General features: G+C 58.8%; 23 protein-coding genes and 4 pseudogenes. 19 read left to right on the top strand and 8 right to left on the bottom strand.

Annotation, left to right across the window (positions count from 1 at the left end; translation table 11 throughout):
• Window positions 1–212: 212 nt before the first annotated feature.
• Window positions 213–339, bottom strand: a pseudogene (locus AB7F49_RS11740) (IS110 family transposase); the annotation flags it as partial.
• A 227-nt stretch (window positions 340–566) separates the two neighbouring features.
• Between AB7F49_RS11740 and tnpA the strand changes: the two are divergent.
• The 6 genes and pseudogenes from tnpA to AB7F49_RS11770 all read left to right on the top strand — a co-directional run bounded on the left by tnpA (window position 567) and on the right by AB7F49_RS11770 (window position 3,291).
• Entirely contained in the window at window positions 567–998 is a 432-nt protein-coding gene (gene tnpA, locus AB7F49_RS11745) for an IS66-like element accessory protein TnpA (protein ID WP_428522476.1), read from the top strand.
• Window positions 995–1,297 (top strand): IS66 family insertion sequence element accessory protein TnpB, encoded by a 303-nt coding sequence (gene tnpB, locus AB7F49_RS11750; protein WP_428522478.1) that lies wholly within the window; start codon window positions 995–997, stop codon window positions 1,295–1,297. The genes tnpA and tnpB overlap by 4 nt, the downstream gene beginning before the upstream one ends.
• 38 nt (window positions 1,298–1,335) lie before the next feature.
• Window positions 1,336–1,677, top strand: a pseudogene (locus AB7F49_RS11755) (acetyl-CoA acetyltransferase); the annotation flags it as partial.
• 38 nt (window positions 1,678–1,715) lie between these two features.
• Window positions 1,716–1,853: pseudogene (locus AB7F49_RS11760) on the top strand (P-type conjugative transfer protein TrbG); the annotation flags it as partial.
• Window positions 1,850–3,052 carry a TrbI/VirB10 family protein gene (locus AB7F49_RS11765; protein WP_428522480.1) on the top strand — a complete coding sequence of 401 codons (1,203 nt, stop codon included), beginning with the start codon at window positions 1,850–1,852 and terminating at the stop codon, window positions 3,050–3,052. The pseudogene AB7F49_RS11760 and the gene AB7F49_RS11765, both read left to right, overlap by 4 nt.
• Complete coding sequence (locus AB7F49_RS11770) at window positions 3,049–3,291, top strand: DUF2274 domain-containing protein (protein ID WP_428522482.1); 243 nt, start codon at window positions 3,049–3,051, stop codon at window positions 3,289–3,291. The genes AB7F49_RS11765 and AB7F49_RS11770 overlap by 4 nt, the downstream gene beginning before the upstream one ends.
• A gap of 595 nt (window positions 3,292–3,886) precedes the next feature.
• On the opposite strand, the gene AB7F49_RS11775 is transcribed toward AB7F49_RS11770, so the two are convergent.
• Window positions 3,887–5,167, bottom strand: a complete 1,281-nt coding sequence (locus AB7F49_RS11775; protein WP_428522484.1) for an integrase — start codon at window positions 5,165–5,167, stop codon at window positions 3,887–3,889.
• Window positions 5,168–5,699: 532 nt separating this feature from the next.
• Between AB7F49_RS11775 and AB7F49_RS11780 the strand changes: the two genes are divergently transcribed.
• Window positions 5,700–6,572, top strand: a complete 873-nt coding sequence (locus AB7F49_RS11780) for a hypothetical protein (protein ID WP_428522486.1) — start codon at window positions 5,700–5,702, stop codon at window positions 6,570–6,572.
• Window positions 6,573–6,651: 79 nt separating this feature from the next.
• On the opposite strand, the gene AB7F49_RS11785 is transcribed toward AB7F49_RS11780, so the two are convergent.
• The gene (locus tag AB7F49_RS11785) at window positions 6,652–7,917 is read right to left on the bottom strand and encodes a hypothetical protein (protein WP_428522488.1); all 1,266 of its coding nucleotides are present in this window, start codon (window positions 7,915–7,917) and stop codon (window positions 6,652–6,654) included.
• A gap of 17 nt (window positions 7,918–7,934) precedes the next feature.
• On the opposite strand from AB7F49_RS11785, the pseudogene AB7F49_RS11790 reads away from it, so the two are divergent.
• The 3 genes and pseudogenes from AB7F49_RS11790 to AB7F49_RS11800 all read left to right on the top strand — a co-directional run.
• Window positions 7,935–8,192: pseudogene (locus AB7F49_RS11790) on the top strand (E2/UBC family protein); the annotation flags it as partial.
• Window positions 8,189–9,580: a ThiF family adenylyltransferase gene (locus AB7F49_RS11795; RefSeq protein ID WP_428522489.1), complete on the top strand. Its 1,392-nt coding sequence runs from the start codon at window positions 8,189–8,191 to the stop codon at window positions 9,578–9,580. The pseudogene AB7F49_RS11790 and the gene AB7F49_RS11795, both read left to right, overlap by 4 nt.
• Window positions 9,580–9,939 carry a DUF6527 family protein gene (locus tag AB7F49_RS11800; RefSeq protein WP_428522491.1) on the top strand — a complete coding sequence of 120 codons (360 nt, stop codon included), beginning with the start codon at window positions 9,580–9,582 and terminating at the stop codon, window positions 9,937–9,939. The genes AB7F49_RS11795 and AB7F49_RS11800 overlap by 1 nt, the downstream gene beginning before the upstream one ends.
• Window positions 9,940–10,058: 119 nt before the next feature.
• On the opposite strand, the gene AB7F49_RS11805 is transcribed toward AB7F49_RS11800, so the two are convergent.
• Genes AB7F49_RS11805 through AB7F49_RS11815 form a run of 3 tightly spaced genes read right to left on the bottom strand, consistent with a single transcriptional unit; the run spans window position 10,059 to window position 12,617 of the window.
• Window positions 10,059–11,798 (bottom strand): recombinase family protein, encoded by a 1,740-nt coding sequence (locus tag AB7F49_RS11805; RefSeq protein ID WP_428522493.1) that lies wholly within the window; start codon window positions 11,796–11,798, stop codon window positions 10,059–10,061.
• On the bottom strand, window positions 11,791–12,282 hold the full coding sequence (locus AB7F49_RS11810; protein ID WP_428522495.1) for a DUF2924 domain-containing protein: 492 nt from the start codon (window positions 12,280–12,282) through the stop codon (window positions 11,791–11,793). The genes AB7F49_RS11805 and AB7F49_RS11810 overlap by 8 nt, the downstream gene beginning before the upstream one ends.
• Window positions 12,279–12,617 (bottom strand): DUF3489 domain-containing protein, encoded by a 339-nt coding sequence (locus AB7F49_RS11815; protein WP_428522497.1) that lies wholly within the window; start codon window positions 12,615–12,617, stop codon window positions 12,279–12,281. Before AB7F49_RS11815 ends, AB7F49_RS11810 begins: the two co-directional genes overlap by 4 nt.
• 425 nt (window positions 12,618–13,042) lie before the next feature.
• Between AB7F49_RS11815 and AB7F49_RS11820 the strand changes: the two genes are divergently transcribed.
• The 6 genes from AB7F49_RS11820 to AB7F49_RS11845 all read left to right on the top strand — a co-directional run bounded on the left by AB7F49_RS11820 (window position 13,043) and on the right by AB7F49_RS11845 (window position 21,514).
• Window positions 13,043–14,056: a hypothetical protein gene (locus AB7F49_RS11820; RefSeq protein ID WP_428522498.1), complete on the top strand. Its 1,014-nt coding sequence runs from the start codon at window positions 13,043–13,045 to the stop codon at window positions 14,054–14,056.
• Window positions 14,031–14,669 carry a GTP pyrophosphokinase gene (locus tag AB7F49_RS11825; protein ID WP_428522500.1) on the top strand — a complete coding sequence of 213 codons (639 nt, stop codon included), beginning with the start codon at window positions 14,031–14,033 and terminating at the stop codon, window positions 14,667–14,669. Before AB7F49_RS11820 ends, AB7F49_RS11825 begins: the two co-directional genes overlap by 26 nt.
• 69 nt (window positions 14,670–14,738) lie before the next feature.
• On the top strand, window positions 14,739–16,256 hold the full coding sequence (locus AB7F49_RS11830) for a Wadjet anti-phage system protein JetA family protein (RefSeq protein ID WP_428522502.1): 1,518 nt from the start codon (window positions 14,739–14,741) through the stop codon (window positions 16,254–16,256).
• On the top strand, window positions 16,257–16,907 hold the full coding sequence (locus tag AB7F49_RS11835; RefSeq protein ID WP_428522503.1) for a DUF4194 domain-containing protein: 651 nt from the start codon (window positions 16,257–16,259) through the stop codon (window positions 16,905–16,907).
• Window positions 16,904–20,347, top strand: coding sequence for an SbcC/MukB-like Walker B domain-containing protein (locus AB7F49_RS11840; RefSeq protein ID WP_428522505.1), 3,444 nt, complete (start codon window positions 16,904–16,906; stop codon window positions 20,345–20,347). Before AB7F49_RS11835 ends, AB7F49_RS11840 begins: the two co-directional genes overlap by 4 nt.
• A gap of 3 nt (window positions 20,348–20,350) precedes the next feature.
• Entirely contained in the window at window positions 20,351–21,514 is a 1,164-nt protein-coding gene (locus tag AB7F49_RS11845) for a Wadjet anti-phage system protein JetD domain-containing protein (RefSeq protein ID WP_428522507.1), read from the top strand.
• A gap of 154 nt (window positions 21,515–21,668) precedes the next feature.
• On the opposite strand, the gene AB7F49_RS11850 is transcribed toward AB7F49_RS11845, so the two are convergent.
• Window positions 21,669–22,490, bottom strand: coding sequence for a hypothetical protein (locus AB7F49_RS11850; protein ID WP_428522509.1), 822 nt, complete (start codon window positions 22,488–22,490; stop codon window positions 21,669–21,671).
• A gap of 756 nt (window positions 22,491–23,246) precedes the next feature.
• Here AB7F49_RS11850 and AB7F49_RS11855 point away from each other — a divergent pair.
• Complete coding sequence (locus tag AB7F49_RS11855; RefSeq protein ID WP_428522520.1) at window positions 23,247–23,567, top strand: YnfA family protein; 321 nt, start codon at window positions 23,247–23,249, stop codon at window positions 23,565–23,567.
• Window positions 23,568–23,815: 248 nt separating this feature from the next.
• On the opposite strand, the gene AB7F49_RS11860 is transcribed toward AB7F49_RS11855, so the two are convergent.
• Window positions 23,816–24,241: a MerR family transcriptional regulator gene (locus tag AB7F49_RS11860; RefSeq protein ID WP_428522511.1), complete on the bottom strand. Its 426-nt coding sequence runs from the start codon at window positions 24,239–24,241 to the stop codon at window positions 23,816–23,818.
• Window positions 24,242–24,445: 204 nt separating this feature from the next.
• On the opposite strand from AB7F49_RS11860, the gene AB7F49_RS11865 reads away from it, so the two are divergent.
• Window positions 24,446–25,177, top strand: coding sequence for a cytochrome c biogenesis CcdA family protein (locus tag AB7F49_RS11865; protein WP_428522513.1), 732 nt, complete (start codon window positions 24,446–24,448; stop codon window positions 25,175–25,177).
• On the top strand, window positions 25,174–26,075 hold a 902-nt coding region (locus AB7F49_RS11870; RefSeq protein WP_428522515.1), incomplete at its 3' end, for a L,D-transpeptidase family protein. The genes AB7F49_RS11865 and AB7F49_RS11870, both read left to right, overlap by 4 nt.

The raw sequence follows: 26,075 nt of genomic DNA on the forward strand, positions 1-26,075 counted from the left end.
CGGGGGCGCATGGTGCAAGCTCCTTTTTGTACTCTCTCAGGTCGGGCTGTTGCCGCCTCATGATGGGATCAGAAGGACCGGGCGGAGCCATCTAAGCCGCGCGGTCGAAAGTGCGCCGCACGAGTTTCCTCGGTCTCACCCGATCCCATCGTCCTCGCGGGACGCCTCCTCCAGCGTGGAGGAAGTTGAACAGGTCGATTGGTTGCCCCTGTTTATATTGCGCTTGCGGTCCAGCGGAAGTCGGCGTCATCCCGCCACATACGATGAAGTATGATGGCAGGCTTGCGCACGACAGCGACTATGGCTTTGTTGCATGCCGCGTCGACGTGCGGGCGGCAGGAGCCTGGACCGGTTCGGTCTGGTTGCTCTGAGGCCGCAAAACTGGATCGTTTTTGGTTAGAGTCGTCGGCGCCGATTCTCCGGCTGGGAGGAGCGCAGAGCGATGAAGGCTTCGAAGTTTTCGGACGCCCAGAAGGCGTTCATTCGTAAACGGTGTTTTGATCCCACCTTTCGCGTAGGTGGCGGTTCTGTGAGTCTGCGGTCTGATTTGGACCGCAAGGCTTAGAATGATCACTGAGCATAATGCTATCACGGAGCCGGTTCGGCGAATTGAAGTGTTCACGGGAGCGGGTCGACGGCGGACCTGGAGTGCCGAGGACAAAGCGCGCATCGTCGCCGAGAGTCTGACAGGCGGGGAATCGGTGTGCGCTGTAGCGCGACGTTATGGCTTATCTCCGCAGCAGTTGTTCGGGTGGCGCCGGCAATTGCGGCAAGTGACCGAAGATGCCGAGCCAGCGCCGCAGTTTGTGCCTGCGGTGATTGAAGCAACCTCACCTGAGCGCCCGCGTAAGCGCGTGAAGCCGCGCAGTCGCCGACACGGCGGCGATGCCGTTGGCATCATTGAAGTGGAGATCGAGGGCGTGACAGTTCGGGTCGGCCGTGGCGCGGAGGCGAAGACGGTCGCGGCGGTGCTTCGAGCCTTGAAGACGGGCGCATGATTGGACCGACTGGCGCGGTCCGGGTGCTGGTGGCAACCAAGCCGGTCGACTTCCGCAAAGGTGCGGAGGGGCTGGCGGCACTGGTACGCGAGACGATGAAGGCCGATCCGTTCTCGGGCGCGGTCTATGTGTTCCGGGCGAAGCGCGCGGACCGGGTGAAGCTGATCTATTGGGACGGCACGGGCGTGTGTCTGTTCGCCAAGCGGCTCGAGGATGGCATGGAAGGTCTGGATTGGAAGCGGGTTCACGCCGCACGCGAGACGCCGGCACCGGTCGCAGCTTCGGCACAGGAGGCATGATGCCCAAAGGGATACGCGACAAGGTAGTCATTCTCGGAATGGGTTGCTCGCAGTTCGGCGAACGCTGGGACAAGGATGCCGGCGACCTGATTGTTGAGGCTTTTCAGGAATGCGTTCAGGACGCAGGCGTGGGAACCGAACAAATTGACGCCGCCTGGTTTGCCACCGGAATAGAGGAGCAGCATGTCGGAAAATCTGCCGTGCCGCTGGCTGTAACCTTGCGGTTGCCGTTTATCCCGGTCACCCGGGTCGAAAATTTCTGTGCGTCCGGCACGCAAGCGTTTCGTGGCGCAGTGTACGCCGTAGCCTCCGGTGCCGCGGATATCGCGCTGGCTCTCGGCGTCGAGAAACTCAAGGACACGGGCTATGGCGGGTTGCCGCAGCGCTCCCGCGGCGTACTGAACGACATGTATTGGGCGAACTCGTCAATTATCGCGCTCGCCAGAACTACTACATCGTCGACCGGCTGTTCGGTGCTGCCGAACTACGCCTCGGAGACAAGAACAGCGAGCGCCGTGTCCGCATCATCCGCACCGATGGGAGGCGCCGGTCATGACCGACGGTTCGCACGGAGCGCCCGATGTCACGCCGGATTTGCGTTTACGCCCAGAACGTCCACGCGTGACGCGACTGTCGCGTAAGGTGTTGATCGGCCTTGGTGGCGTTTCCGGCCTTGTGGTCGCGGCGGCCCTGATCTACGCGCTCCAGACCCGAAAAGCCGATCGCTCGGCCAAGGAGCTTTACTCGATCGAGAACCGCTCGACCGCCGATGGCTTGACCGGACTGCCGCGCGACTACACTGGCATTCCAAGACTTGGTCCGCCATTGCCGGGTGATCTCGGACGGCCAATTCTCAGCGCGCAGAACGAGGGCAGGCCCATACCGCCGGGAGGGCCCCTGCCGCAACCCGGCGTCACACCGGAAGAACAGCGACGCTTGCAGGAGATCGAAGCCGCGCGCCTGAGCAAGCTCTTCGCGGCAACCGCGATCCGAGTAGCGTCGCCAATAGCGCCGAGCAGCGGGCATGCCACGCCAGGCTCAACCCTCGCCGTGCCCGCAGACGCGCCGCCGCTCGATCCCAATGCCGTCCAGGACATGCAGGACCGCAAGCTCGCCTTCATCAACGGACCTGTTGATCGCCGAACCGTCAGTCCCGATCGTCTCGCAAATCCTGCATCACCTTATCTCGTGCAGGCCGGCACGGTCATTCCGGCCGCGCTCCTAACCGGCATCCAGTCCGATCTTCCAGGGCAAGTCACGGCGCAGGTGACGGAGCATGTCTACGATACGCTGACGGGAAAATTCCTGCTGATCCCGCAAGGGTCGCGCCTGATTGGTCAATACGACAGCCAGGTCTCGTTCGGACAGAAGCGCGTCCTGCTCGTCTGGAATCGGTTTATGCTGCCGGATGGCAAATCGATCGTGCTGGAGCGCCAACAAGGCGCTGACGCCCGTGGCTTCTCCGGGCTCGAGGACGAAGTAGACTACCATTGGTGGGACCTGATCAAAGCCGCGACGCTTTCTACCTTGCTCAGCGTCGGCGCCGAGCTTGGCGCTAACCGTGACGAGAGCGATCTCGTTCGCGCGCTTCGCCGCGGCTCGCAGGACTCGATCAACAACACCGGTCAACAGCTCGTGCGTCGCCAGCTCAACATCCAGCCGACCCTCACGATCCGCCAGGGCTTCCCGGTCCGTGTGATCGTCAACCGCGATCTCGTGATGGCGCCCTACGGCCAGCAGGAGGCAAGCCGATGAGCAAGCTCAAGCTACCCGCGGTCAACCACGAGAAGCCGGTGAAGCTGACGATTGAACTCCCGGGGACTGTTCATAGCAACTTGATCGCTTATGCTGAAGCGATCAGTCGGGAAACCGGTCAGCCCGCGCCCGATCCCGCAAAAATCATTGCTCCGATGATCGAGCGGTTCATGGCGACTGATAGGGCATTCAGAAGGATACAGAAGAACAAAGTGCCGCTACGAGAACGCAATCTCTAATTCATTGAATCTAGATCATCATGCTGCGAGGCGCGGAACCAATCGCTCGATCAATTGCCGAAATCGAGTGTAGCGGGTCCAGGATTGAATCTGCCAATCCCATTCGAAACCCGAAGAGCGAGCGGGGGCGCATACTCTGCGGCCAATTGCGACGCCTCGACAAGCAACTCTTTCAGAGCCAAATACCGCGCTGTTAGTGTATAGTGACAGCCGAACCCCTTCCAATTGCAGGCTTCTGCCATGCTAAAGCGCCGGGTATACTGACAGGTATACTGGAAAACTCTCATCATAAAACTCTTGCAACTTCAATTGGTTATAAGGAAGTTCGATTCCGCCCCTGGGAATCAACCATCTCTCCGGCGTTGTTCTTTGTTGCCCGCGCGCGTTCGCCGATGAGGCAGAGTTCTTGAACAGCACCCGCTATTAATGCACGACACGGTTCGTGATCGTTCGCGTGCATCCGGCGCATTCGGGTACACTGAGGGTACACTGGAAACGCTAGGTGTCCTAGTCAGTCGCCAACTCAGAGAAACGCAAACCCCGCGAACGAATTGAGCTATCGATGCCAGCAAAAATATCTCGGCTTTGACCTAGTTTACGCTGCGTTCTGCAATAAGGGACGGGTATTCATCCTCCCAATCGGCGTTTGTATCTTCGCCGTCTCAAACCAATGGTATGGTTGTTTGCTATGGCTCTTGGAAGCGTGACCAAGAACCACAGAAGAAATGCGCTCTTGTAGCTGCCGCAGATGGTTTTTCAACAGTTTGTCACGAGTGATATAGCCCTCGTTCACGCCCGGCACCGAATGGTTCATCAACAGGTGGATATCGAGTTTCGAAATGTTAGCCGACTGAGCAATCGTACGGTAGCTCTGGCGCAAATCATTTCCCCATTTTGATAGTTCGGTCCGGTCTTCCTTGTGCTCCTCGATATGGCCGGATCCGCTATCCGCCGGGAAAATCCAACTGTCGGCTTGATCGGGATAAAGCATTCTTCCAACTCGGATTGCGCGGACGATGCAACGGATCATGGCCCGCGAAAGCGGAATATCAAACGCACGTTCATTGCCGCCTTTCGGTCTCGGAATATGCAGGATGCGAGCACGAAGATCGAGGTGTCCAAGTTCGGCTTGTTTCAAAGCAGTCGGCCGCGATCCGCTTAGAAGAAGCAATAGATGAAACTCACGGCGAATAAGGTTCTCGAACACACGCAATTCTTCGAACCAACCGAACAGATCGGCCGCCCCCATGCCCGTGTTTCGGCGTTCCTCTGGATTCCAGTCAACGGCGAGCGTCGGGTTTGCCGAAGGAAGATCCGTGTTGGCTTTCCGCGCATGATTGTAAACGGCCCGCAAACTGCGCATTGCACCATTTGCTATGTACGGACCGTTCTCCTTGGTGATTTTGTCATGGCGTTCCGCGACAAGATTCGGTTGTCGCCCAAGTCGGGCGAGTGGTTTGTCGAGCCAATCGTCGAACAGGCGCTCCATATGATCGCGGTAGTTCTCGATGGTCCCCTCACTTCGCGCCTTCCGGATCATGTGGACGTCACGATAGCGCTCCCACGCCAGTCGAAGAGTAACGGCCCCTTTCCGTATGGGCGCATTTTCTCCAGGGCGCTGTCCTTTCGCGATTGCAGCGAGGATGTCCTTGGCTTTGGCACGTGCTTCGCGCGAGGTGATATCACCAAACTCCCCGATCTTCTTCCGGGCAGCAAATTCGCGGACGCCGTCGCGCCAGAATGCACCTTGAGCAGCAAACGTCTTCTTTCTTCGCCCAATGACGACGGCGAAGCCCTTCAATTCGGTGTCCAGAACCCGGTATTGCCCTTCTTCGGCATAGGGCAGACGGCTGATCGCCTTGTCAGAAATTTCCATTGATAAGTCTGCCAAGACGCGCCTCCAGAAAATTAGTCTGCGATTAGTCTGCGGAACTTCCCGTCCAAAGTTTCCGGTGTCTTGCTACGCTCTCTTGCGCGGAAATGCGAAAAGAGACAGTAAGATCAATAAGATGTAATGTAGTGGATGAGGCGAGATCAAGGCCGCGCGCAAGCCCGAGAACGCCCGAATTCATACTTCGAATCTGGGGGTCAGGGGTTCGAATCCCTTCCGGCGCGCCAAACACCAAGCCATTGAGATAGAATATCGTTTTCCATTTTACTAAGCGCGAATTTCGCCCCATTCTCCGCGGCTTTCGCGCGTCGATATGAAAATCAGTTATCAGCAGAGACGTTTTCGCGCGTTATCACGCGCGAAACTCACGCAAATATCTCTCCGTGGCCATTTGGGGGTTGTCGCGTCCTACGTGTGAAGGCCTTCAAGGCCACCGAAGCGGCGCTCGTCTTGGCCTTGACGGCCGTGGGGTGGCAAACCCCGTAACGGTCCGAGCTCCCGAATGGTATCCTTAAGCATGTCCGCGAAAGCCCCCGGTTTCTTTGACACCTTCACGGGTGACGAGGCTGCCCTAATGGAAACAATCATCGCGGACCTGAAGGACGTGGCTTGGGCAAAACCAATCCTCGACGACATCGATAAGAACGGAGGCTTGAAGGGCGCGAATATGCCGCGCTTTTTTGAGCTTCGCCAAGGCTACGCGCTACATAAAGCGGGGATCACGCTATCTTACGAAATTGCCGGAGAAGGCGAGTCCACGATCGACTTCGGATTTCAGTCGGGTGGGCTGAGGTGGAACGTTGAAATGCTGCGCCTCACGGAGACGGAGGCGGCACGGGGGGCCACGACGACTGGCGTTGACGAGCACGGCATGCAATGGGCGAGGCGCGTCCTAAGCGGCTCCAACAAGGACAAACGCCAATCGCCCGAGGGCGAAACCCTGAAGGCCATCGAGCGCCTCTGCCAGAAATGCGAAAAGGATGGGCAGCCTTACAAATTCCCACCAGCTGGCAGCCGCACCGTCAACGCGTTGCTTGTTGATTTCCGGACCTTCTCTACGCGCGGCGGGGATGTCGCGGATCGGCTGCACGTCGGTCTTGGAGGATCGATGGTGCCGCATGCGCTTCGCATGTACTGGGGTGAAGGGGAAAATCGCAAACTGATAACGGGCGTGTTTGATCCGCACACGACACTGAAGGGTTCGAAGGAAGCGAGAGAGAGGCTGCACCTCATTGGCTTCGTCAATCAGCGCAGCTTCGGGTCTGCTGACTACGCTGCTGCTATACAATTTATCGCCAATCCGCATTTGATACAGAACTGGCGTGAGGCAAGGGCTGTTATTGAAACATGGCCCTTAAAGCCCCGCACCGTATTGAACCGCGTCACGTAGATGAGCTTTTCGAACAACGCCTGCGCAATCGATCATTAAGCAAGCTAAGCCTGCCAAGCCGCAGGCTGCATGACGGTGATCAGTCGTGCGGGTCCTTATCGTGTCTACGCCAAGCGTCGAGAAACGTATCGATCGCCTCCTGTCCGGGAGCCGGGAGTTTCTTGGATTTGCTGAGTGCTTCGACCCGCTTGCGAAAAGCTACGCGGTCTAGGACTCGATCGACAGTATCGACGCCGGCCCGGGTGTTTCGCTTCGCCACACGATCGCCGAGGCCAGCGAAGCCCATTCCTTGGCTCCAGCTGTAGGACGTGAACGCTTTCGCCAGCTTCGCCACGGACTCGTCGTTCTTGAGCTGCGATTTGGTCCACCGCTTCACTGCAGTTCCACCATCGAAGTCGGCCCACCGATGCAGCAGGTAGGGCAGTTGGCGATGATCGAGGAACTCGGCGGTCTTCGCGGCAGCCGCAATTGTGGTGAGCTCCCGCTTGTGCAGCTTCTCGGCGTCGCTAGCCGTAACGAGGCATTTTTCCTCCGGTTCGGGATTTCGCCCCGGTCTTGGGTAGTAATCCCGGTAGGCTGACTCTGCGAAGTCCACGAACCAGCCCGCGGGTGCGTCCTTGCACGCTGCCATGAACATCGCCGACCGCGTAGGCAGGTCGAAGCGCTCCAGAGTCAGGCGACGAAGCAGCCAATGAATACGCAGAGTGTTGCTCGCCATGCCGAACCCGCGCGCGACATCGGCCTCGACATCGAGCTCGTCCGCAATTTCGAAAATCGCTGACAGAAGCGGGCCGACGCTTGCCTCACTAACCTGATCGGCGTGGAGGTTGAGTTCGCTCAGCAGCGTCGATGCCTTTGTAGTGCTCTGCGAGCCGGTGACTGTGAGTGCCTTGCGCAAAGCCGTCTTCACGGCATCCTTATCGCCTGCCTGCGCGATCAGTCTATCGATTTCCTTGCGGGGTAAAGCTTCGTCGCCGAGCGCCATACGAAAATATGCATCGAAGTGCGCTTCCGAGCAGACCCTGCGCTGGCGAGACCAGCCTATCGCAAAGTCGCCGCCATAGGACATGTTGGTCCAGACGGACTCCAGACGCGGGAACAGCCTCATAAGGGCTCGCCGGGGCTGCGAGTGCTCGCCTTGTTCTTTGCCGAAGAACAGTTGATCGTACTCGGCCGGCTTCTTTTTCGCGCCAGACCCGTCAACCGCCCCACAAACTTTGTCTTTGCTGTCCCGCAGCGCGCGGTAGACGCCGGGCTGCAAAACGCGCAGCGTTTCCATGCCCACGAAGTCTGCAACATCGACATCTACGCCGATCGCAGGCCATGTCACGGAAAGAGCGTTCATGAGCCGGATACACGGTCGCGCGCACGGTGCTTACTCTGGAAATTCCTCCGACCTACCCGCAGGCGGCGCTGTACGGCTTCTACGCCTTTCCGCCCTTGGCCTTGGCTTCGGGCCGGGACATCCCGAGCACCCAGATGCGAGGCACGATCCGTGGCCAGGAGTTCCACGGCTGGTCGCGCCACCGCGGATCGGTCGCATGGAATCCGGTCAAGGACAACGTGGTCACACAGCTCGCGCTGGCTGACGAGGCGATGACGAAGGAAGGCGGCCAGTGATCCCGAACGTCAGTCTGACCCTCACTGCGGAGCTACACACTCACGCCCGCGATCACCTGTTCCCCGGCGACAACCTAGAAGCCGCCGGACTTCTTCTTTGCTCGCGCGCGCCCGGCGACCTCACGCGGCTGCTAGCGCAGCAGTTTCTTCCGGTTCCTCATTCGGCCTGCCGTACGCGCACCGCTGACGAAATCGTCTGGCCGGGAGAATATCTCGAAGCCGCCATCGATGCAGCCGAGCCGCAAGGCCTTGCCATCATCGCCATGCATTCGCACCCGGGCGGTTTGTTCGGATTTTCTCGCATGGACGATGAAAGCGATGCGCTGGTGATGCCGTGCTTGTTCCAGGCGACCGGCGATCTGCATGGATCAGCCGTGATGATCCCGAATGGAGCAGTCCGAGCTCGCACGTACACCCCAGCACTGAAAGCAACCGATGTCGGGCTCGTCCGTGTCGCACATCACGACATCCGCTATTGGTGGTCGGACCAGCTCGGGCGTCAGGGACGCCCGCTAGCCTTCACTTCCGCAATGGCGAGCGAGCTGTCCCGGCTAACCGCCGTGGTGATCGGCGTCTCTGGGACCGGCTCGATCGTCGCTGAGCAGCTGGCGCGGCTCGGCTTCGGTCGCGTCATCCTGATCGACTTCGACAAGGTCGAGCGGAAGAACCTCAATCGCATCTTGAACGCCCGTTTCATCGACGCAGAGAACGGGCGACTGAAGGTCGATATGTTCGCGGAGGCGGTCGTCTCCTACCGGGGTCCAGGTGTCGCGGTCCCGGTCCCAGCCTCGATCACGACATTGGATGCCATTGAAATAGCGGCAGCCGGGGACGTGCTGTTCAGCTGTGTAGATACGCTGGAGGCCCGGCAGGTCGCCGACCTCATGGCCTCGTCATTCCTCATCCCGCTGATCGACGTGGGCGTGGTGATCCCGATCCGCAAGACTGGAAGTGGCGTTGCCATCGGCGACGTCTGCGGTCGTATCGACTACGTGTTTCCAGGTGGATCAACACTGCAGGATCGCGACGTGTACTCGCCCGCGCGTGTTCGCGCCGAGTACCTGCGTCGTACAGCGCCCGACGAGCACCGCCAGGAGGTCAATGCCGGTTACATAAAGGGCATCGCCGAGGAGGCTCCGGCAGTTATCACCTTAAACATGCGGGGTGCGGCGGCAGCGGTGAATGAATTCATCGCGCGGACGTATCCGTTCCGCCTCGACGGGAACGAGAAGTTCGCGCGCACGGAGTTCAGTCTTGCGGCCTGCGATGAGGATTACACCGCCGAGAGCGCCTTTTCGCGCGCCGAAAATCCTGTGCTGGGTCGCGGCGATCTGGAACCGCTGCTGGGGCTGCCGTCTCTGAAGCGGCCGAGAAAGGCAGCGGCATAATGATCAAGGCAATCCAACGTTCAATCAGCAACGCGTGGCGCTGGGCGTACAGGAAGTGGGACAGCATTGGGTCGGACCGGCGCATCCAAGTTATCGCGGGCGACACGCTGCCGCCGAAGCTTCCGAGGCGCGACCTCGTCCTGGCGCGCGACGGCGACGAAGACTGGTGCGTGGGCATGCAGTGCCCGTGCGGGTGCGGCATGAATATCGAGCTGCTCGTGATCGCCGAAGCAAAGCCGCGATGGGATGTTGTTATCGACTCCAACCAGCGTCCGACCCTTCGGCCTTCCGTCTGGGTACAGCGCGGCTGTCGCTCGCACTTCTGGCTGCGCGATGGTCGCGTCTTCTGGTGTGATTGAGCGTGCCGCAGCCGACCAAATTTCTTAAAAACAATGCCTTTTGTTGTAGCGAGTGGCTGAGCGGCGGTAGTACTGTTGGCCTCAGGCAATCACTCTCGACCACCGTGTTTTACCATCTGTTAGCGAAAGCCAAGCAGGGTGCGCTGCGCCGCCCAGTCGATGGGTAATTTCGCCGCGAGCCGCATCAATCGCTTGGTGCTGAGCTGTCTTGGTTGCCGGCCGTTGACGATCGCTGTGACGATGTCGGGGGCGAGCCAGCGCAAACGAAGGACGACATAAAGGTAGTTCGATGTAATCTGGTCTTGGCGCGCAATTTCACGCACCGTGATTGTTGGATTGTCGCAAAGTCGTTGCTGAATGTCATACGCACGCGTGAGGACTTTCAGGAGAGCCATGTCAGGCTCTCTATTGTCGTCCCCATTTTCGACAAGCAATTTCATTTGTTCGCCGACACGAGCCAATTGAACAGGGATTTTCAACGTCAGGTGTGGTCCAGATGAACCAGTCGTGGAGTCACGAGGCAGCTCCGTATGATTTGATTCTAGCAGAGCAGCTAAACTCGCTTGCGACACATCGACGTTGACGCTCGTATTCCCGACTTCCACCCGGGACAATAGTGATCGAAATAATAGTCGATCGCTCTCTGGTGCTTGACCTATATCTTTCGAGAGTTTGCGTCCTCGCTCGACCAGTTGCCTGTGTCCGATATTGCTTCGGTCCCTTTCGTCAACGGCCTCAAGCAGTTCACCGCGGTTGGACAGAAGCTTCCGAATCCGCTCCGTAATTATGGTTTCTAGATCGCCGGCGGGGATGCGCCGCCGCGACGAGGGGACACGTCGGCCGCCCTTAATAAGCGACGTCGATACATAATAGCGGTATCGAGTGCCCTTTTTGATCGACCACGTCGGGGTCAGGCGCTCGCCGGTTTCGTCGAAGAGTAATCCGGTCAAGAGACTGGGCGCCTTAGTATTGGTGCCGCTCGCCCGCTTAATCCGATTCTCGGCGAGCACGGACTGCACGGCGTCCCATAACGGCTTGTCGATTATTGCTTCGTGTTCGCCCGGATAGGCGTTGCCCTTGTGCATTGCCTCGCCGCGATAGGTCCGATTCTGAAGAAGGAGATAAAGTGCGCCCTGCGAAAAGCCTTGATTGCCGTACGCGGTACCGTTGCGATGGACACGGCGCTTGCTTTTGATGCCGGAAGCATCGAGCTCGACCTGAAGTGGACCTACCGATTTGACCCGAAGGTAACGACGGTAAATGTCTACGACTGTCCGGGCCTCGTCTTTGTTCACAACAAGCTTGCGGTCTTTCACGTCGTAGCCGAGCGGGACGATACCGCCCATCCAGATCCCCTTCCGTCTGGAAGCTGCGACCTTGTCGCGTACCCGCTCTCCGATCAATTCCCGCTCGAATTGGGCGAAGGACAGCAGAATGTTTAATGTCAGTCGTCCCATGCTGGTGGTGGTATTGAACTGCTGGGTGATCGAGACGAACGAAACACCGCGACGGTCGAAGACCTCGACCAGCTTCGCGAAATCCGACAGTGCGCGCGTCAAGCGGTCAACTTTATAGACTACGATTACATCGATGCGTCCGGCCTCGATATCGGCTAGCAGTCGTTGCAGGGCAGGGCGCTCCAGCGATCCACCTGAATATCCGCCATCATCATAGACTGTAGTAACAGCAGTCCAGCCCTCGTGCTTCTGCGACTGGATGAAGGCAGCGCAGGCCTCGCGCTGGGCGTCCAAAGAGTTAAAGTCCTGATCCAAGCTCTCGTCGGTCGATTTGCGAGTGTAAATGGCGCAGCGAGATCGCTTTAGGGGGTGAACGCGCGGCGCTTGCCGACCGTCAGCCATCCTCGCCTCCGTTTGAGGGAGGCGCACTTTTTGCTCCTAGCCCGAAGAAGCGTGGCCCGGACCAATGGGTTCCTGTGATCGTTTTTGCGATTGGCGTGAGGGACGAAAAACTGGTCCCTCCATACTCGAATCCATCCTCGGTCACGGTCACCGTGTGCGTCCGGCCATGCCATTTGCGAATCAGCCGCGCGCCAGGCTTCAAAGCAAGTCCCGGTGCAGGTCCGACCCGGCCTGTGTCCCGCAAGGTCCTGGCCAGCGTTTGCAGCTTGCGCAATGTCGCTTTGCCGAGGCCACCATGCTCGATTTCCTGGCGACGGTAAGCAATGCCTATAGCCAGCAAGTCACGGCTGATCTTGGGTGGTTCGCACTTGTACAAGCGCCGCCATTCGTCATGCAGTTCGTCCAGGCTGATGCGTGCCTGGACGGACTGCGATGATTGCGAGGCTGGCGCCGTCGGATCGACGGGGCGCCGAGCCATCCTCATGCCGCCTGACGGGATTTCGCCTTAGGGCTCGCCTTGTCCTGTCGGACAGCGACCACCCGATAGATGCGCTCGCGACCGTCTGACTTCTCGGATTCCAGGGTGAGGCCAAGTTTTTTGCGCACCGTCCCGGCGAAGAAGCCGCGCACAGAATGCTGTTGCCAGCCGGTCGCGTTCATAACGGCTGAAATCGATGTGCCCTGCGGTTGTCGCAGCATCCCGATCACGCCTGCCTGCTTCGAATTAGCTCGCTGCTTCAGCGGGATTGCCGCTACAGCTTTCCGGGATTTCTTCGCTGTCGCTGTTTTGGCTTTCCGGGCAGGCTTGCTCTTGGTCATATTGAACTCCTGTTGCTCTTCGAGACGGCACTTGCCGTCACCATCGAAGCCCCGCGCAGGCGAAACGGCACTGGCAGGGTGGAGAAGTTCATGCTGCTGAATGTCAGATCTTGCTTGAAGTCGGTTGCATATGCTGGCGGCGTCGGATGGCTCCTTTCGCCACCACACACGCTCTGTTCCGCCAGGAAGTCGAGCGAATAGTGAGCAATCTTATGGCTCAGTTCGGCAGACGTGGATCATCATCGCACCGGAATTCAATCGGCTGTGGGCCGAAAAGAAACCAAGGAATTCTCAGGTTCGATCCACCGATGAAGAACTCCTCACTCGTGAGCCCCGCGCCCGGGCCGCACCATCCCGGTTGTGCTCGTTAGCGTTGTGTCGCTATAATTGGCGTTAAAAAGAGCGAGACAGCATCGGGGGAAAACTTGTCAGTCCAGCATATTCATACCTTTTTGGTGCATCCTGGGAAGGCGACAGGAAAGGTGAAAATCGTAGGCACGACGGTCTCCCTGACAGGCGGGATGTTCGACCTCCTGAGTGGGATCTACGCCAAGTCCGACACCGAGTGCGACGTCGACATCACTTTCAGCCCGACCTCCGACGGCAAGCAGCAGAACGATTGCAGAGACCTCGTCGTTGCATACATGAGCAAGCCGGACGTGCCGAAGGGGCGGAAGATCGCCGAACGGCTCGCCGAGCACAGCGACGGCCGATCGGGTCTAGGCTTGCTGTTCCTGATCGCGGGTAAAGAAGCGCGCGATCACAAGATCGTCCTGTCCCGCTTCCCGACAGACAGCGCCATTTACGTTGACGAGAGTCCAGGTACGCTCTCTGTCCAGTTTCTGGAACGCGTTTTTATGAAAAGCAAAACCTCCTACAAGGCGGTGATCTACCGGCACTCGTCGCTGCAGGGAGGTTTTTGGTCGGGCCGCGCAATCGACAAGCAACTTAATACACTGTCAGGCGAACCATCTAACTACTGGATCAACGATTTCCTCCTGTCAGACTTCACTACGACGCCAGCTATGGGGACACGTCGCCTTGCGATAGCCCTCCGGGACGCGGCGAAGAAGGCGCCGCTCGAAGTCAAACAGGAATTGACGGCAGCCGGGACGCTCGCGAGCGGTCTTGCCGGACAACGGCTAAACATCGACGACTTCGGCAACCGTCTGGGACTTTCCGACGCTGCAAAGAGCGCCATCAGAAACGAGCTCAAGTCCTCTGTAGCCGAGCAAGAGGTTTTTCAGTTCGACATCGGTACCTACAAGAGCCTCGTCGCCTTCAAGTCGGTTGAACTCAGCAATGGTGCGCTACTCACCGCCGACACTGACCGATTCGATGAGGTTTTTGAGCAGGAACCCGTCGATGGTTCGAAGAGCGAAATCAAGTTCGTCACGCGAGGCCAGGTGATCGATGAAAAACTCAAAACGGCGCGATGATGCGCTCGCGGCGGAATACGGCGACCGATATGAAAATTCGTTGAAACCTACGGCGAACGCACTGCGCGAATACTTCGTCGACCTCGTCAAGGCTGAGCCGAGGATAGACCGCGTGACAGCGCGCGCGAAGGATCCGGCAAGCTTCCTAAAGAAGGCCCGAGCGCTCACGGACGGCAAGCCAAAGTACTCGGAGCCGCTCGTTCAAATCCAAGATCAGATCGGCGCCCGCATAATCACGTTCTATCGGGCCGATGTGGATCGGTTGGACGACATCATCAAGAGCTACTTCAAGACGATCGAGTTTCGCGACCGAATTCCGGAATCCGAATGGGAGTTCGGTTACTTTGGCAGGCACTACGTTCTGGTGCTGCCGAGCGACGTCAAAAGCGCCGCCATAGACAAATCTTCGCTTCCAGAGTTCTTCGAACTTCAGGTTAAAACGCTCTTTCAGCATGCATGGTCTGAGGCGGAGCACGATCTTGGCTATAAGCCGGGATCTATACCACTCAATTCGGACCAAAAGCGCAAGCTTGCTTATACGTCCGCGCAAGCATGGGGCGCGGACCATATGTTCGACGAACTATTTCGCGCTCGGACCGCAGCAAAAGACTAAAGTTCGCGTTTCTGGGGCATTCTCCCGGATGCGGTATTGCCACCTTCGCACTACAGGAGCGAGAGCAGCATGCCTCTGTTCCGATATTTGCACGACGACGCCTTTTTGGTGTTCTCGCGCGAGCACAAGCACCTCTATGCCGCGTGCCTGCTCGATCTGCACGAACGCTTTTTTACTGGAGCGCCGGCCTTTCCAACTCCGCAGCAGGTCGTACACGCGATCTATGACGTGATGCGCGCGAACCCGTCGTTATGGACGGAAAGCGACGATTTTGGAGACATGCTGCCTGAGATGTTGTCGGTAGGCCGCCGTAGGATGCGCCGGGCTGACGTAAAGAAAGCATCCGAGACTGGCGACAAGGCTATGTTGATCGCGCGGCAACTCTATGCGCGCTTGCTGGCTTGGGAGTGGTTGGAAGAAGAGGAGTACGGACTCCGCGTAACCGTCGATATGGCAATGGGGCCTCTGCTGGTCATACAGCGGCTCGCCAGCTTGAATAAGGACGTTTCACAGCGCTTCGGCGGGCTGATCGTGCAGATACGCCTCAACCTCGAAGCGGTCGAAAAGTTGAGTCCGGATGTCACCGACCGCAAGCAGCGCGAGGCGGCCCTCGCGGTGCGTGAAGCGCGCAATCAGGCCGATCAATTCACTAAAAGTTTGCGCGCCATCCTGTCCGATCTCAAGCGCATTCGCCGGACGGTCATGGAGTCCAAGACGGTCGGCGACCGCCTCGAAGCCTTCTTCAAGGAATTTGTTGAACAACTCCTCCTCAAGGATTTCGAGTCGATCCTCACGTTCAACCACCCGTATAGATACAGGGACGCGATCGTCGGTCTGGCGCGACGGATCTCATACACGCCTGACACGATGCTGGTGCTTGCCGAAGAATATGTTGCCGCGAGTATGGCCGCCTCGATCGAAGAGGGCCGGCTAGAGGCTTTGGGGGATCTTTTGGCGATCGAAAACACGTTCGACCAGATCGGCGAAATGTTTGAGCGTATCGAGACCTTTCGCCGGCAGTTGGAAGCGCGCGTTCGCAACACTATCAAGTACGCCGAGCGCGGCGCGCAGGGTCTTATAGGTCGTGCCGGCGATATCGTCCGTCGCCTCGACGCTTTGCTTGCAGGCGGGCGCCATTGGGATTCGACGGTAGAATGGAGCCTCGAACCGTTGCGCTCCCCGTGGTCGGAGTTTCATCAAGCGCCCGGGCGGGAGCCGAGGAAGCCTGTCGAGGCGCAGCCGCTGGGCGAGCGCCCTTCGGATCCCCTTTACGAAATCCGGAAGGAGCTGCGCCTACAATACATAATGCGGATCTCGCCAACCCCCTTACAGGTGCGCCGCTTTCTGGAAAGTCAGGTGCCGCCGGCCGGCACCAAGGAAGCGCGTTTCATGGAGCTGAAGACGGTCGACGATTTCCTCGCCTTCGACACGGCGCGAAGATTCGCAATGACACGCGAGGTTCCGCCGGAGATCGCATCCATTTTCAAACTGGAGTTCGCGCCAGAAAAGCCGCCGCACGACAGCGATTGGCTGCGCTGCTCGAATTTCATCGTCACCAGGTCGGCTGAACGTCGTCGGAGTCAGTAAATGCTTAACGAGTTCGAGGAAATTGAGCGTTCCGCCGGCGCCGATAAGGCGGCTGATCTGCGGAAGGCGCTGCATTTCCTGCTGCGTCGACAATTTGTCTTTTCAGGCGATCCTCGGACCGGTGCCGTCTATGCTGCGATCATGGACGGCCGCTTTCGAAACGCCGTCGACGGGTTCTTCGACAGTTGCGGGTACCGCGTGCACCGTGACTCTGAAGCGCAGTGGGCAGGTATTACGGCGATCGATGAAGATGTGCCGCTTCCCAAGATGAAGCTCGACGAGACAATCGTCATTCTGGTGCTGGCTGCCCACTGGCAGGATGAGGTCAACGTCGGGGCGGTCGAGGACAGGGCCATCGTGGTGACAACGCTCAACACGCTTTATGACCGGTACCGCGAAATGGTTCAGCCGAACGCATCCAACGCGATCGGTATCCCCCGCTTTCGCGAAATCCTCAGGGAGGCGGGGCGTCGCAGTCTGTTGGATGTCGGCGACTTCGACTCCGGTGAGCAGGATTTCGAGGTCGCAATCCGGCCGATGATAAAGCTGATCAGCGGGGGCGACGCGCTTCTAAGGATTGAACGGTACGTCAAGCAGGAGGAGTTGCGTCCACCCGTGATGACGACCGCGCAGGGAGGTGACGAAGCATGATGGAGCTTCGGCATATTGCGATGGTCAATTGGCATCTTTTCGATGTCGAGGACATAGAGATCGGCGGACACTGCGGCGTCTTCGGCGAGAACCGATCGGGCAAGTCCACCATTCTCGATATGGCGCAGGTGGTCCTCACCGGAGGCAACCGCAACGTTCAGCGTCTCAATGCCGTGGCCGGCGACAAGGGGAAAACCCGGAGCGCTTCCAAGCGCAGTGTGGTCGACTACTGCCTCGGTACACTTGGCGAGGATGTAAGGAGACGCGAGCAGGCGCGTACCTACGTCGCCCTCGGCTTCGCCGATACGGACGGACAGCGTCCGCCCGTCACCATCGGAATGGCAATCGAGGCGAGAAAATCCGAAAGCAACGAGACCGTTCTTGGGCGTTTTGTTGCCGTCGGCAGTATCCTTACTACGCGCGATTTCATCGAGGTCCGCAAGGACGGCAGGTTTCCTGCCGAATGGGACGATGTCCGGTCCCGGATCGTGAAGACGATCGGCGAGCAGAATTTCGTCAATCACCGCGACAAGACGATCGACTACGTGCGCGAGTACATGCGCCACCTTGTGCCGCACGCATCCTTCGTGGGCGAGCAAAATGCGAATTCGCTTCAGAAGGCAATCGTCAATGCGATGACACTCGATCATGACCAGACCGCGACCCAATTCGTTCGGGGCTACATTCTCGAAAAGAATAACATGAAGGTGGGCGAGCTTCGAGAGTCTATCCAGACGTACCGCAACATCAATGAAACGATCCGGAAGATGCGCGATCGGCTCGACGCTCTTAAAGCGTTGCGTGTGATTCTTACCGAGCTGCAGGAGGCGTATGAGCGAGAGTCGCGGGAACACTGGATCTCCACGCGTTCCGAATGGTTGGCCGCACGAGCCGCAAATCGGGAGTTCAAGGAAAAACTCAAGAGCGAGCTGGCACAGCGCGATGCAGCGAAGTTTGAGGTGGACTACCTCGATGAGGATATTAAGGACATCGATGCCGAAATCGAGCGTCTGAACATTGCCATTCTGGAACACGATAACAAGTCCGGTAGACACGCGCTGCGGCAGACCTGGAAGACCGCGGAGGAGGCCGCGGCGCGCGTATCCGCGGACTTCAAGAAGCGGGTGGATGCATTGCTGCTGTTGCAACCACTCTGTGCAATGCGCGGCTTCGGTTTCGACGAGGATATTCTTGCAATCGAGACGGTTGTCCGGTTGACGAGGGACGTACGCATCGACCGGCTCGTGGACGGCATGTCGGCAGCCGAAGCGGCGCTGCTGAAAGAGGGGCCGGCCCTTCTGAAAAAGGTCGACGAGACACGCCAAAAGCTGTTCGGTGATGCGGCAGACCTTCGCGCGCGCCGTGACCGAATTCGAGACCGCATCCGGCAGCACTCTTTGGGCCAAGCCGCCGCGCATCTCACCGACGTAACCCGGGACCTGTGCCAAAAACTCAGGCAAAATGGGATGGCGCCGCGGGTGCTGTGCGACCTGGTCGAAGTCTCTAATCCGGAATGGACCGCAGCAGCCGAAGGTCTGCTGGGCAGAGATCGGGAGGCCGTATTCGTCGACCGTCCCCATGTCGGGCAAGCGACGACGATCTTTAAGGCGGGCAGGCGGGAATTTCGCGGCGCCTCGCTGGTCAGTCTCAACAAGCTCGAAGCCCACCGCACGGCACCGCAGCCGGGGACGTTTCCGTCAGTTTTCCGGACACAAGATCCGGATGCGATGGCTTTCATCATGCGCCGCCACGCCTCGGTGAGACTCGCCAACGATCTTGGCGCGTTTAACCAGCCCGGACGCGCGATCATGAAGGATGGCCTCTACGACGACGGGTTGGTGCGGACGCATCGCGGTGTCGATCCTTCGACCTTCAAGATCGGCAAGACGGCTCAAGCCAAGGCGCTGAAGGACATGGAGGAGCAAGCCGACGAACTTGACGAGGAGGCTGAGAAGATCGGCAGAGCCGCGAGTTCTGTGGACGCGGCCCACGGCGCACTCCGGGCGCTCTGCGACGACTCCGCGTTCACGTTGTCGGCGTTGGCTGCTGCGCATGCCAAGGCCGTCAAGGAAGGCGACGACGCTGACGAGCGCATCGCGGCTCTCGATACGTCGGGTGACGGCGGGCTTCGGGACAAGCGGAAGGCACAGACCGAACTTAAGGCAACACGCGCTTCGGAACGTGTCATGCAGCAGGGATTGTTCAACAAGCACGAAATCGCTGCCGGCATCTGCGCCGAAAAGCTCTCGGACGGTGAGAATGTTCCTGGATCGCTGCTTAACATGAAGGTCGCTTGGTCCATTTTCCGCGCCAACCTCCCGCTGTACGATCGTACCAAGGGCCGGGCTGCCCATCGGGGGTGCTTCGGCGCGAGGGGGCACAAGAGGGATACCGACAGGCACCGGGCAGTCGCAGCGAAAGCGGCAGCCGACGAAGCTTCGGCTAAGAACGATCGGATCGGCGGCGAACGGCGCGTGCGCGAAGCGCTCGGGACCTACTTCGACACGTTCGGCGTGAGCTCCCAAGTCGGAACGGAGAGCGAGCCATTGCGGGAAGTAAAGCCCTGGATGGATCAATTGATCGAGGAGATTGAAACCAACGAGCTGCGCCGGTACGAACGGCAGGCGCGCGATGCCGCGGACAAAGCAGCGACGTTGCTGCGCGGCGAGTTCATCAACGCCCTGATGTCGCGGATCAACAAGATGGAACGAGAGCTGCAGTCGATGAACCGCGGCTTGCATGACCATCCGTTCCATAGCGAGCGCTATTCGTTTCACCACACCCGAGTGGCAGAGTTTCAGCCGATCCTGAAGATCATCGAGATCGGCAAGACTTCCCCGGAAGCGCTCGGCATGATCTTCAAGGGAGTTGAGGTACCGGCGGATTTCCCGCACAAGGATACGATCGCCGAACTTGAGGCGTTGCTGGAGGATCCGGAGAAGGATTTCGCGCAGTTCGAGGACTACAGGAACTTCTACACGTTCGAAATTCACATGGAGGACGTGAATTCGGGGCGGACGACGCGATGGGAATCCCGCCGAGGTACCGGCTCCGGCGCTGAACAGCAGGTGCCGATCTACGTCGCGATCGGCGCGTCGCTCGCCTCGGTCTACGGAAGCTCGGATCGACGACCCGGCCAGCCGGCTGGTATCGCGTTGGCGATATTCGACGAAGCGTTCTCCAAGATGGATGGAAAGAACCAGCGCCAAATGATGAGCTTTTACAAGAAGCTGGGTTTGCAGATCGTGATTGCTGCGCCAAACGAAAAGCGGGTAGCCGTGCTTGAACACATCGATACGGTCGTCGAAGTTGATCGGATCGGCGAAGGTGCGCGGGCGGCGGTTGTGCATCTGAAGGAGCGCGCGCGTGTGGAGCTTCGCGCGATGGACCCCGACACGATGTCGGACTCCGATCTCCAGCCGCGCATCGCCGCGGAGTAGGTCATGCCGCGACGATTCACCGACGCGACTGCGCTGTTCGCAGATCTGCTCGATCGCCATGAAACTGGCACGGAAAATCCTATTGCCTATCCCGACTACGTCTCGTTCGCGTCTGTGGTGGCCGCGGACAATTTCATCAAGGATCTCCGGCGTGCCGAAGAAACTGGGGCGGTCCGGATTGCGACGGGCAGCGGCCGCCGGCGGGATCAGGTCACCCATGTCAGGCTCGTTGCTCCGGCCGCGCTGTACAGGTTTCTCGCGCGCACACCGATCGCCGACATAGCAGTCGATGCGCAGGCTCGGCTTACCGACGGGCTGACGTTGCATCCGGGTCTGCTCGACGCCGTATCCGGCATCGTCGCAGCTTGGAGTCGGGCGAAGTCGTGGAGCGCGTTCGGTCCGCAGGACGTCGACAAGTTGCGCGATGCCGTCATTCTTGCTCAGGCGATACTCGAACAGCGGCATGTCGGCATGGACTATCGGACGTTTTCTCGTCGCATCGCGGGTGAAAGTAAAACGCTCGAACGGGTCGAAGGGGCAGTCACGCGGCTTCTCGGCAGCCTGCTCGACTTGCCGCCCGGTGCCAAACCGCGGGAGGCGCTGCGGACTTTGGGCCTCGAAAAATTTGCTCCGCCACTGCTGATCTCGGGCCGAGTTGATCTCGCCAATGCGGACCTTTCGCGGGCGTCCCCGCTCTATTTCGGAATTGCGCCAAACGAGGCGGACCGCATCCGTTTCCGCGAACCACCGGCATATCTGTTAACGATCGAGAACTTCGCCAGTTTCAGCCGGCATGTGATCGAAGCAGATCCTCACCGGGTCGGGACCACGCTCTACGTTGGAGGATATCCGTCTCTAGCTACCCAGCAGGCGCTGCGTACGCTCGCCCCCATGCTCGCGAATTCGACCCCCATGTTTCACTGGTCCGATATCGATCCGGATGGGACTTGGATATTTAGGACGGTTGAAAAGGCTGTCGGCCGGGCTGTGCGGCCCCATCTGATGTCAGTCGACATCGCCGAGCGACTTGGACGGGCACCAGCAAGCCGGCTTGCCCCGACAAGTTGCCCTCCGGAATCGGGCATCCATCCTGTCTCAGAGTACCTAGAACGCGAGGACGCTAAGACATTGGAACAGGAAGAATTGGATCCAAGCATGCCCGTCTGAAGCTCTCGAAAAGCTGCAGGGTGAGCTCACAGAAGCACTCGCCGCCAGCCGGAAGGCGCGCGTAGAAGCGTCAGAATCCGCGCTATTTGTTGACGATCCGGATGACAGTGATGACGATGATGGAGAGGCGTCTTCTTGTTTACAGCGCGGAATATTACTGCTTGGGCGGAATCCAGGTGATCTCTCTGAGACTTAAGAACACAAGCGCGCCGCGCCTAGCACCTGTTGCTTCCAGATAGTCCTGAAGTTGCTCAATATAAGCGGAGCGAACACTCGCTGTTGGATTAATGTCTGATTTCCAGTCGATTGCGACGTCAATCCGGTTGTCTCCGATCGAAAGGGCGTCAGCACGTCCGGAGATGAAAAGGCCGTCACGGGCTCCCCACACCGCCATTTCCGGGACGAGGATATGCCTAAGCGCGGCTATCTCCGGCAAAGCCAATGCTTGCAATGCAGTCTCAGCCATTTCGGCGGGTGCCGGCAGCGAGGTTTCGCTGCTCAGGCAGCTGGCCAACTGCGCTAGCAATATATCTGCCCGACATACCACCGCTTGTTTGTCACTTCGCAGCTCGCCTGTCAGAAGCTCTTCCATCAATTTGTGCAGAATGGTTCCGCGAAGGGCGCCAGCTGCGACAACATCTTGATGTTCAATGACAAGCTCGGAGACCACTTTGCATTCCAGCGGATCGCCAAGTCGGTCCGGATCATGATCGCTCGGCCGTCGCCAATGAATTGACGTCACGCTTTCCTCGACGCGTTGCCGTTCAGCAGCAAACACATCCGGGGACTGCCTGTTTTCGATGAGTTGAGTGATGCGAGGTGCCGGCTCAGGAAGGCCTGCCAAGTCTATCTCAGGGAGCTCATTCTGTCGGAGATCGATCGAACTGAACCACGAATTCTTCGAAGCCTGGGGGATGAAGGGAAGGACCAAAAGATCGTGGGCACGGGTGCAGGCCACATACCAAAATTGCGTCAAGCGACTGAAGCACCGCGCGCGGCATTCCAGGGAGTTCCGCCACATTTGTCAGTTCTTGGAAGCCGCCTTCAGCGAGCGCGCTTTTGATCGCAGAAAAAAGCGTGTCGCGCCTGATGGGACCGAGGAAGCCGCCGGCAAGGCGGGCAGCAAGAAGAGGGAGCGAGAGGATATCCCGGCCGATCGCCCTTTAGCAGGCCGCAGCAAGGCGTTGGCTTCGCAGACCGAGCGGACCATCAACAATAAGAGTCGATCGCGTGACCAAAGGAATTCCCCCTAACCCGCGCATCCTTGCGCGGGACGGGCACTCTTGCTTTCTATTTTCTATATCTCAGATAGCTCTGAGTTCACAGAGGGGCACACGGGTCAGACTAGCTTTAGCCCCGCGCATCAGCCCTCCGGAAACAATTCGATTTGTTCGCTCCAGCGTCAGTCAGGATTCTGATGACGGCTCGGTCGCCGCTCAGCCGGGTAGCCGCGACTGGGCCGGCATTGCGCTCGGTCCATAACTTTCGGGGCGTTGCATAGTGAACCTTACGGAAGGTGTGCGATTGTGGGCCCAAGCCGGAAATCGCTAGTCGCATAGGGTTGGCCAGGCTCGATGGCGAACGCCGAAGGCGCGAGGGGATTGTCATAGGCTAGGTCGCCACGGCCTGCGCTCGCCCGCTGATTGCTCGGTGGGAGCAGGAGCCGCACCACCGGGTGCGACCTTTTCTCTTTGCGCTTGAAACATTCCAAGGCGAAGTGCGAAGGATGCGTATGAAAACAGTGCTCGCATATGCTGGAGCGGCCGTCGCGGAAATTGCTGGGTGCTTCGCCTTCTGGGCGTGGCTGAAGCTCGGTAAGCACTGGTTGTGGCTCGTTCCCGGTGTCGTATCGCTCGTGCTGTTCGCCTATCTGCTGACGTTCGTCGAGAGCGAGGCAGCGGGGCGGGCTTACGCAGCTTACGGCGGCGTCTACATCTTTGCTTCGGTGATTTGGCTTCGCCTCATTGAAGACGTTCATCCGGACCGCTGGGACATGCTCGGAGCGTCGATTTGTTTGGTCGGCGCGGTCGTCATCATTGCAGGCCCGCGCTGATTGTCCAAGCGGCTGCGTCAGCCGATTTGCACTCTGCTGGCTCTCTGGGGGCGGCCGGCCCAGAAACGCAGCGCGAAGGGTAGCATTGTCGCTCTAGCGCGCGGCGCAATTCGGCAATAGCGACGGAGACTGGACGAAGCTTGTGGCGACTGAGAACGTGGTCAGGAATTAGACGGTCATCTTTCTCCGAGCGCGGCCAGGAACTACTCATCAAGCTGAGCAAGGTCGCGGGCTTGGCAAACTGCCTATCAAGTCGTCAGCGCAAACGTTGTCGTTGGCGCGAGGGCATCAATGATGCGGCATTCAGCAATGGTGCCGCAGCTGCATTGATTTATCAGGCTGTCGATCTCGGAGCGTAATGCATTTAAGTCCTCGATCTTGCGCTCGATTTCCGCGAGGTGCCGCCTTGCGATAGCGTCAACGGCGCCGCAGGATCGACTTTTCTGGTCTGAAAGGCTGAGAAGTTGGCGAACCTCATTCAGGGTGAAGCCGAGATCGCGGGCCCTTCGGATGAAACTCAGGAGGCCAAGGTGTTTAGATGTATAAGCGCGGAAGTTCCCTACCGTCCGAGGCGGTTCGGGTAAGAGCCCGATATTCTCGTAATACCGTATCGTTTCGACCTTAGTGTGGGTCGCTTTGGCGAGGTCACCAATTTTCAGCATCTGCCCGCTCATGTCCGTTTGACCCTCTAGTTACTAGAGGTTCTATATAGGTCTTCCAAACCGGACAATCGAGGTGAAGCACGGTTTGAAACGGCCGCGCTGGCCGTCGCCTATGCACGGACCAGGTTTATGAAGGGGATGACGGGGGGGGCTGCTTTGCGCGTGCAAGGACGTGGCTTTGGTTCCTGCGCAGGCGCTCCGGCGCGGAGTGGCATCATGAGCCTTGAGCTTTCGTTGGCGGGAGCGGCAACGGCATTTGCGGCCGGCGCAATCTCGTTTCTGTCGCCCTGTGTTCTGCCGCTCGTGCCGGGCTACATTTCCTATGTGGCCGGACAGTCCGTTGCGGACGGCGCGACAGGACCGGCGCGATGGCGGACATTCGGGTTAAGTCTATGTTTCGTATTCGGCTTCTCAACGATTTTTGTGCTGCTCGGCATGGGCGCGAATGCGTTCAGCATGCTCCTGAACGCCTACCGGTGGGAGGTCAATCTCGCCAGTGGGATCATCGTCATTGTATTCGGACTGTTTACGGCTGGGCTTCTGCGGTTGCCCTGGCTTCAGCGTGAGTTCCGGTGGCACCGGAATTCACCGGGCAACGGTCCGGTCGCGGCCTATTTGCTCGGCATGGCTTTCGCATTTGGCTGGACGCCGTGCATCGGGCCCGTCCTGGGTGCGGTGCTCGCCGTTTCTGCATCCTCGCCAAGCCTGAACGGCGTGGGCCTGCTTGCAGCCTATTCGCTTGGGCTGGGAGTGCCGTTTGTTCTCGCAGCGCTTTTTATGAGCCGCTTCATTGGACGCCTGCACACATTCCGCCGCACGGGGCGCGTACTCCAAATTGCAGCCGGGGCGGTGATGGTTGTCATGGGTGTGGCGATGATCACCGGGCATCTCACAATGTTCGCCATCTTTATGTTGGAGATGTTTCCGACGCTTGGAACGATCGGATGAGCGGCAGGCCAAGATCTTCCGTGAAGATGCGAAGAACAAATTTGGCGGATCGTGTCTCTCGGGCTGCATCGGCATTCTGGAGCGCGTTAGGGCGCATGTTGCTGGCGGGAGCATTTGCGACGGCCTTGAGCTCGTGCGCGAAAAATGAATCCTATCGAGCGGCACGGGAGCAGGCTCTAATTCCTGAGGCAACGCTGGCCTTGATGTCGGAAAAAGGAATGGCCATGGCTGCGCCCATCGTGATGCGGTCTTACAAGAAAGAAGCTGAACTTGAAATTTGGAAACTTAATCAGTCCGGAAAATACGCGTTGCTCAAAACGTATCCCGTGTGCCGTTGGTCGGGTCAACTTGGACCCAAGCTCCGTGAGGGTGATCGTCAGGCACCTGAAGGGTTTTACGCCGTGACGACGGCAGCGATGAATCCGAGATCGAGTCTGTTTCTGTCGTTCAATATCGGCTATCCGAACGGGTTTGACCGAATGCACCGGCGCACGGGCTCCCACTTGATGGTACACGGCGCGTGCTCATCACAAGGCTGCTTTGCAATGACAGACGAGGCAATGAGCGAAATCTACGCAATCGCACGGGAAGCTTTTTCCGCCGGACAAGCCTCTTTCCAGTTTCAGTCCTATCCATTCCGCATGACGAGTGAGAATCTAGCAAAGCATCGCGCAGACCCCCATTTCGCCTTCTGGAAGAACCTGAAGGAAGGGTCCGATGTTTTCGAAGTAACCGCACAAGAACCCATCTGGACGGTGTCAGGAGGACGGTATGTGTTCGCAAGAGAACCGGCGTTCGCTTCGGAAATCGCAGCAAAAACCGCGAAAGACGATAGTGCCGCGGCAGCCCTTGTCACCAAAGGTCTGTCAGCGGTACGGCTGGAGTATCAGGACGGCGC

Source organism: Pseudorhodoplanes sp., from assembly GCF_050250235.1.
Classification (GTDB): domain Bacteria; phylum Pseudomonadota; class Alphaproteobacteria; order Rhizobiales; family Xanthobacteraceae; genus Pseudorhodoplanes.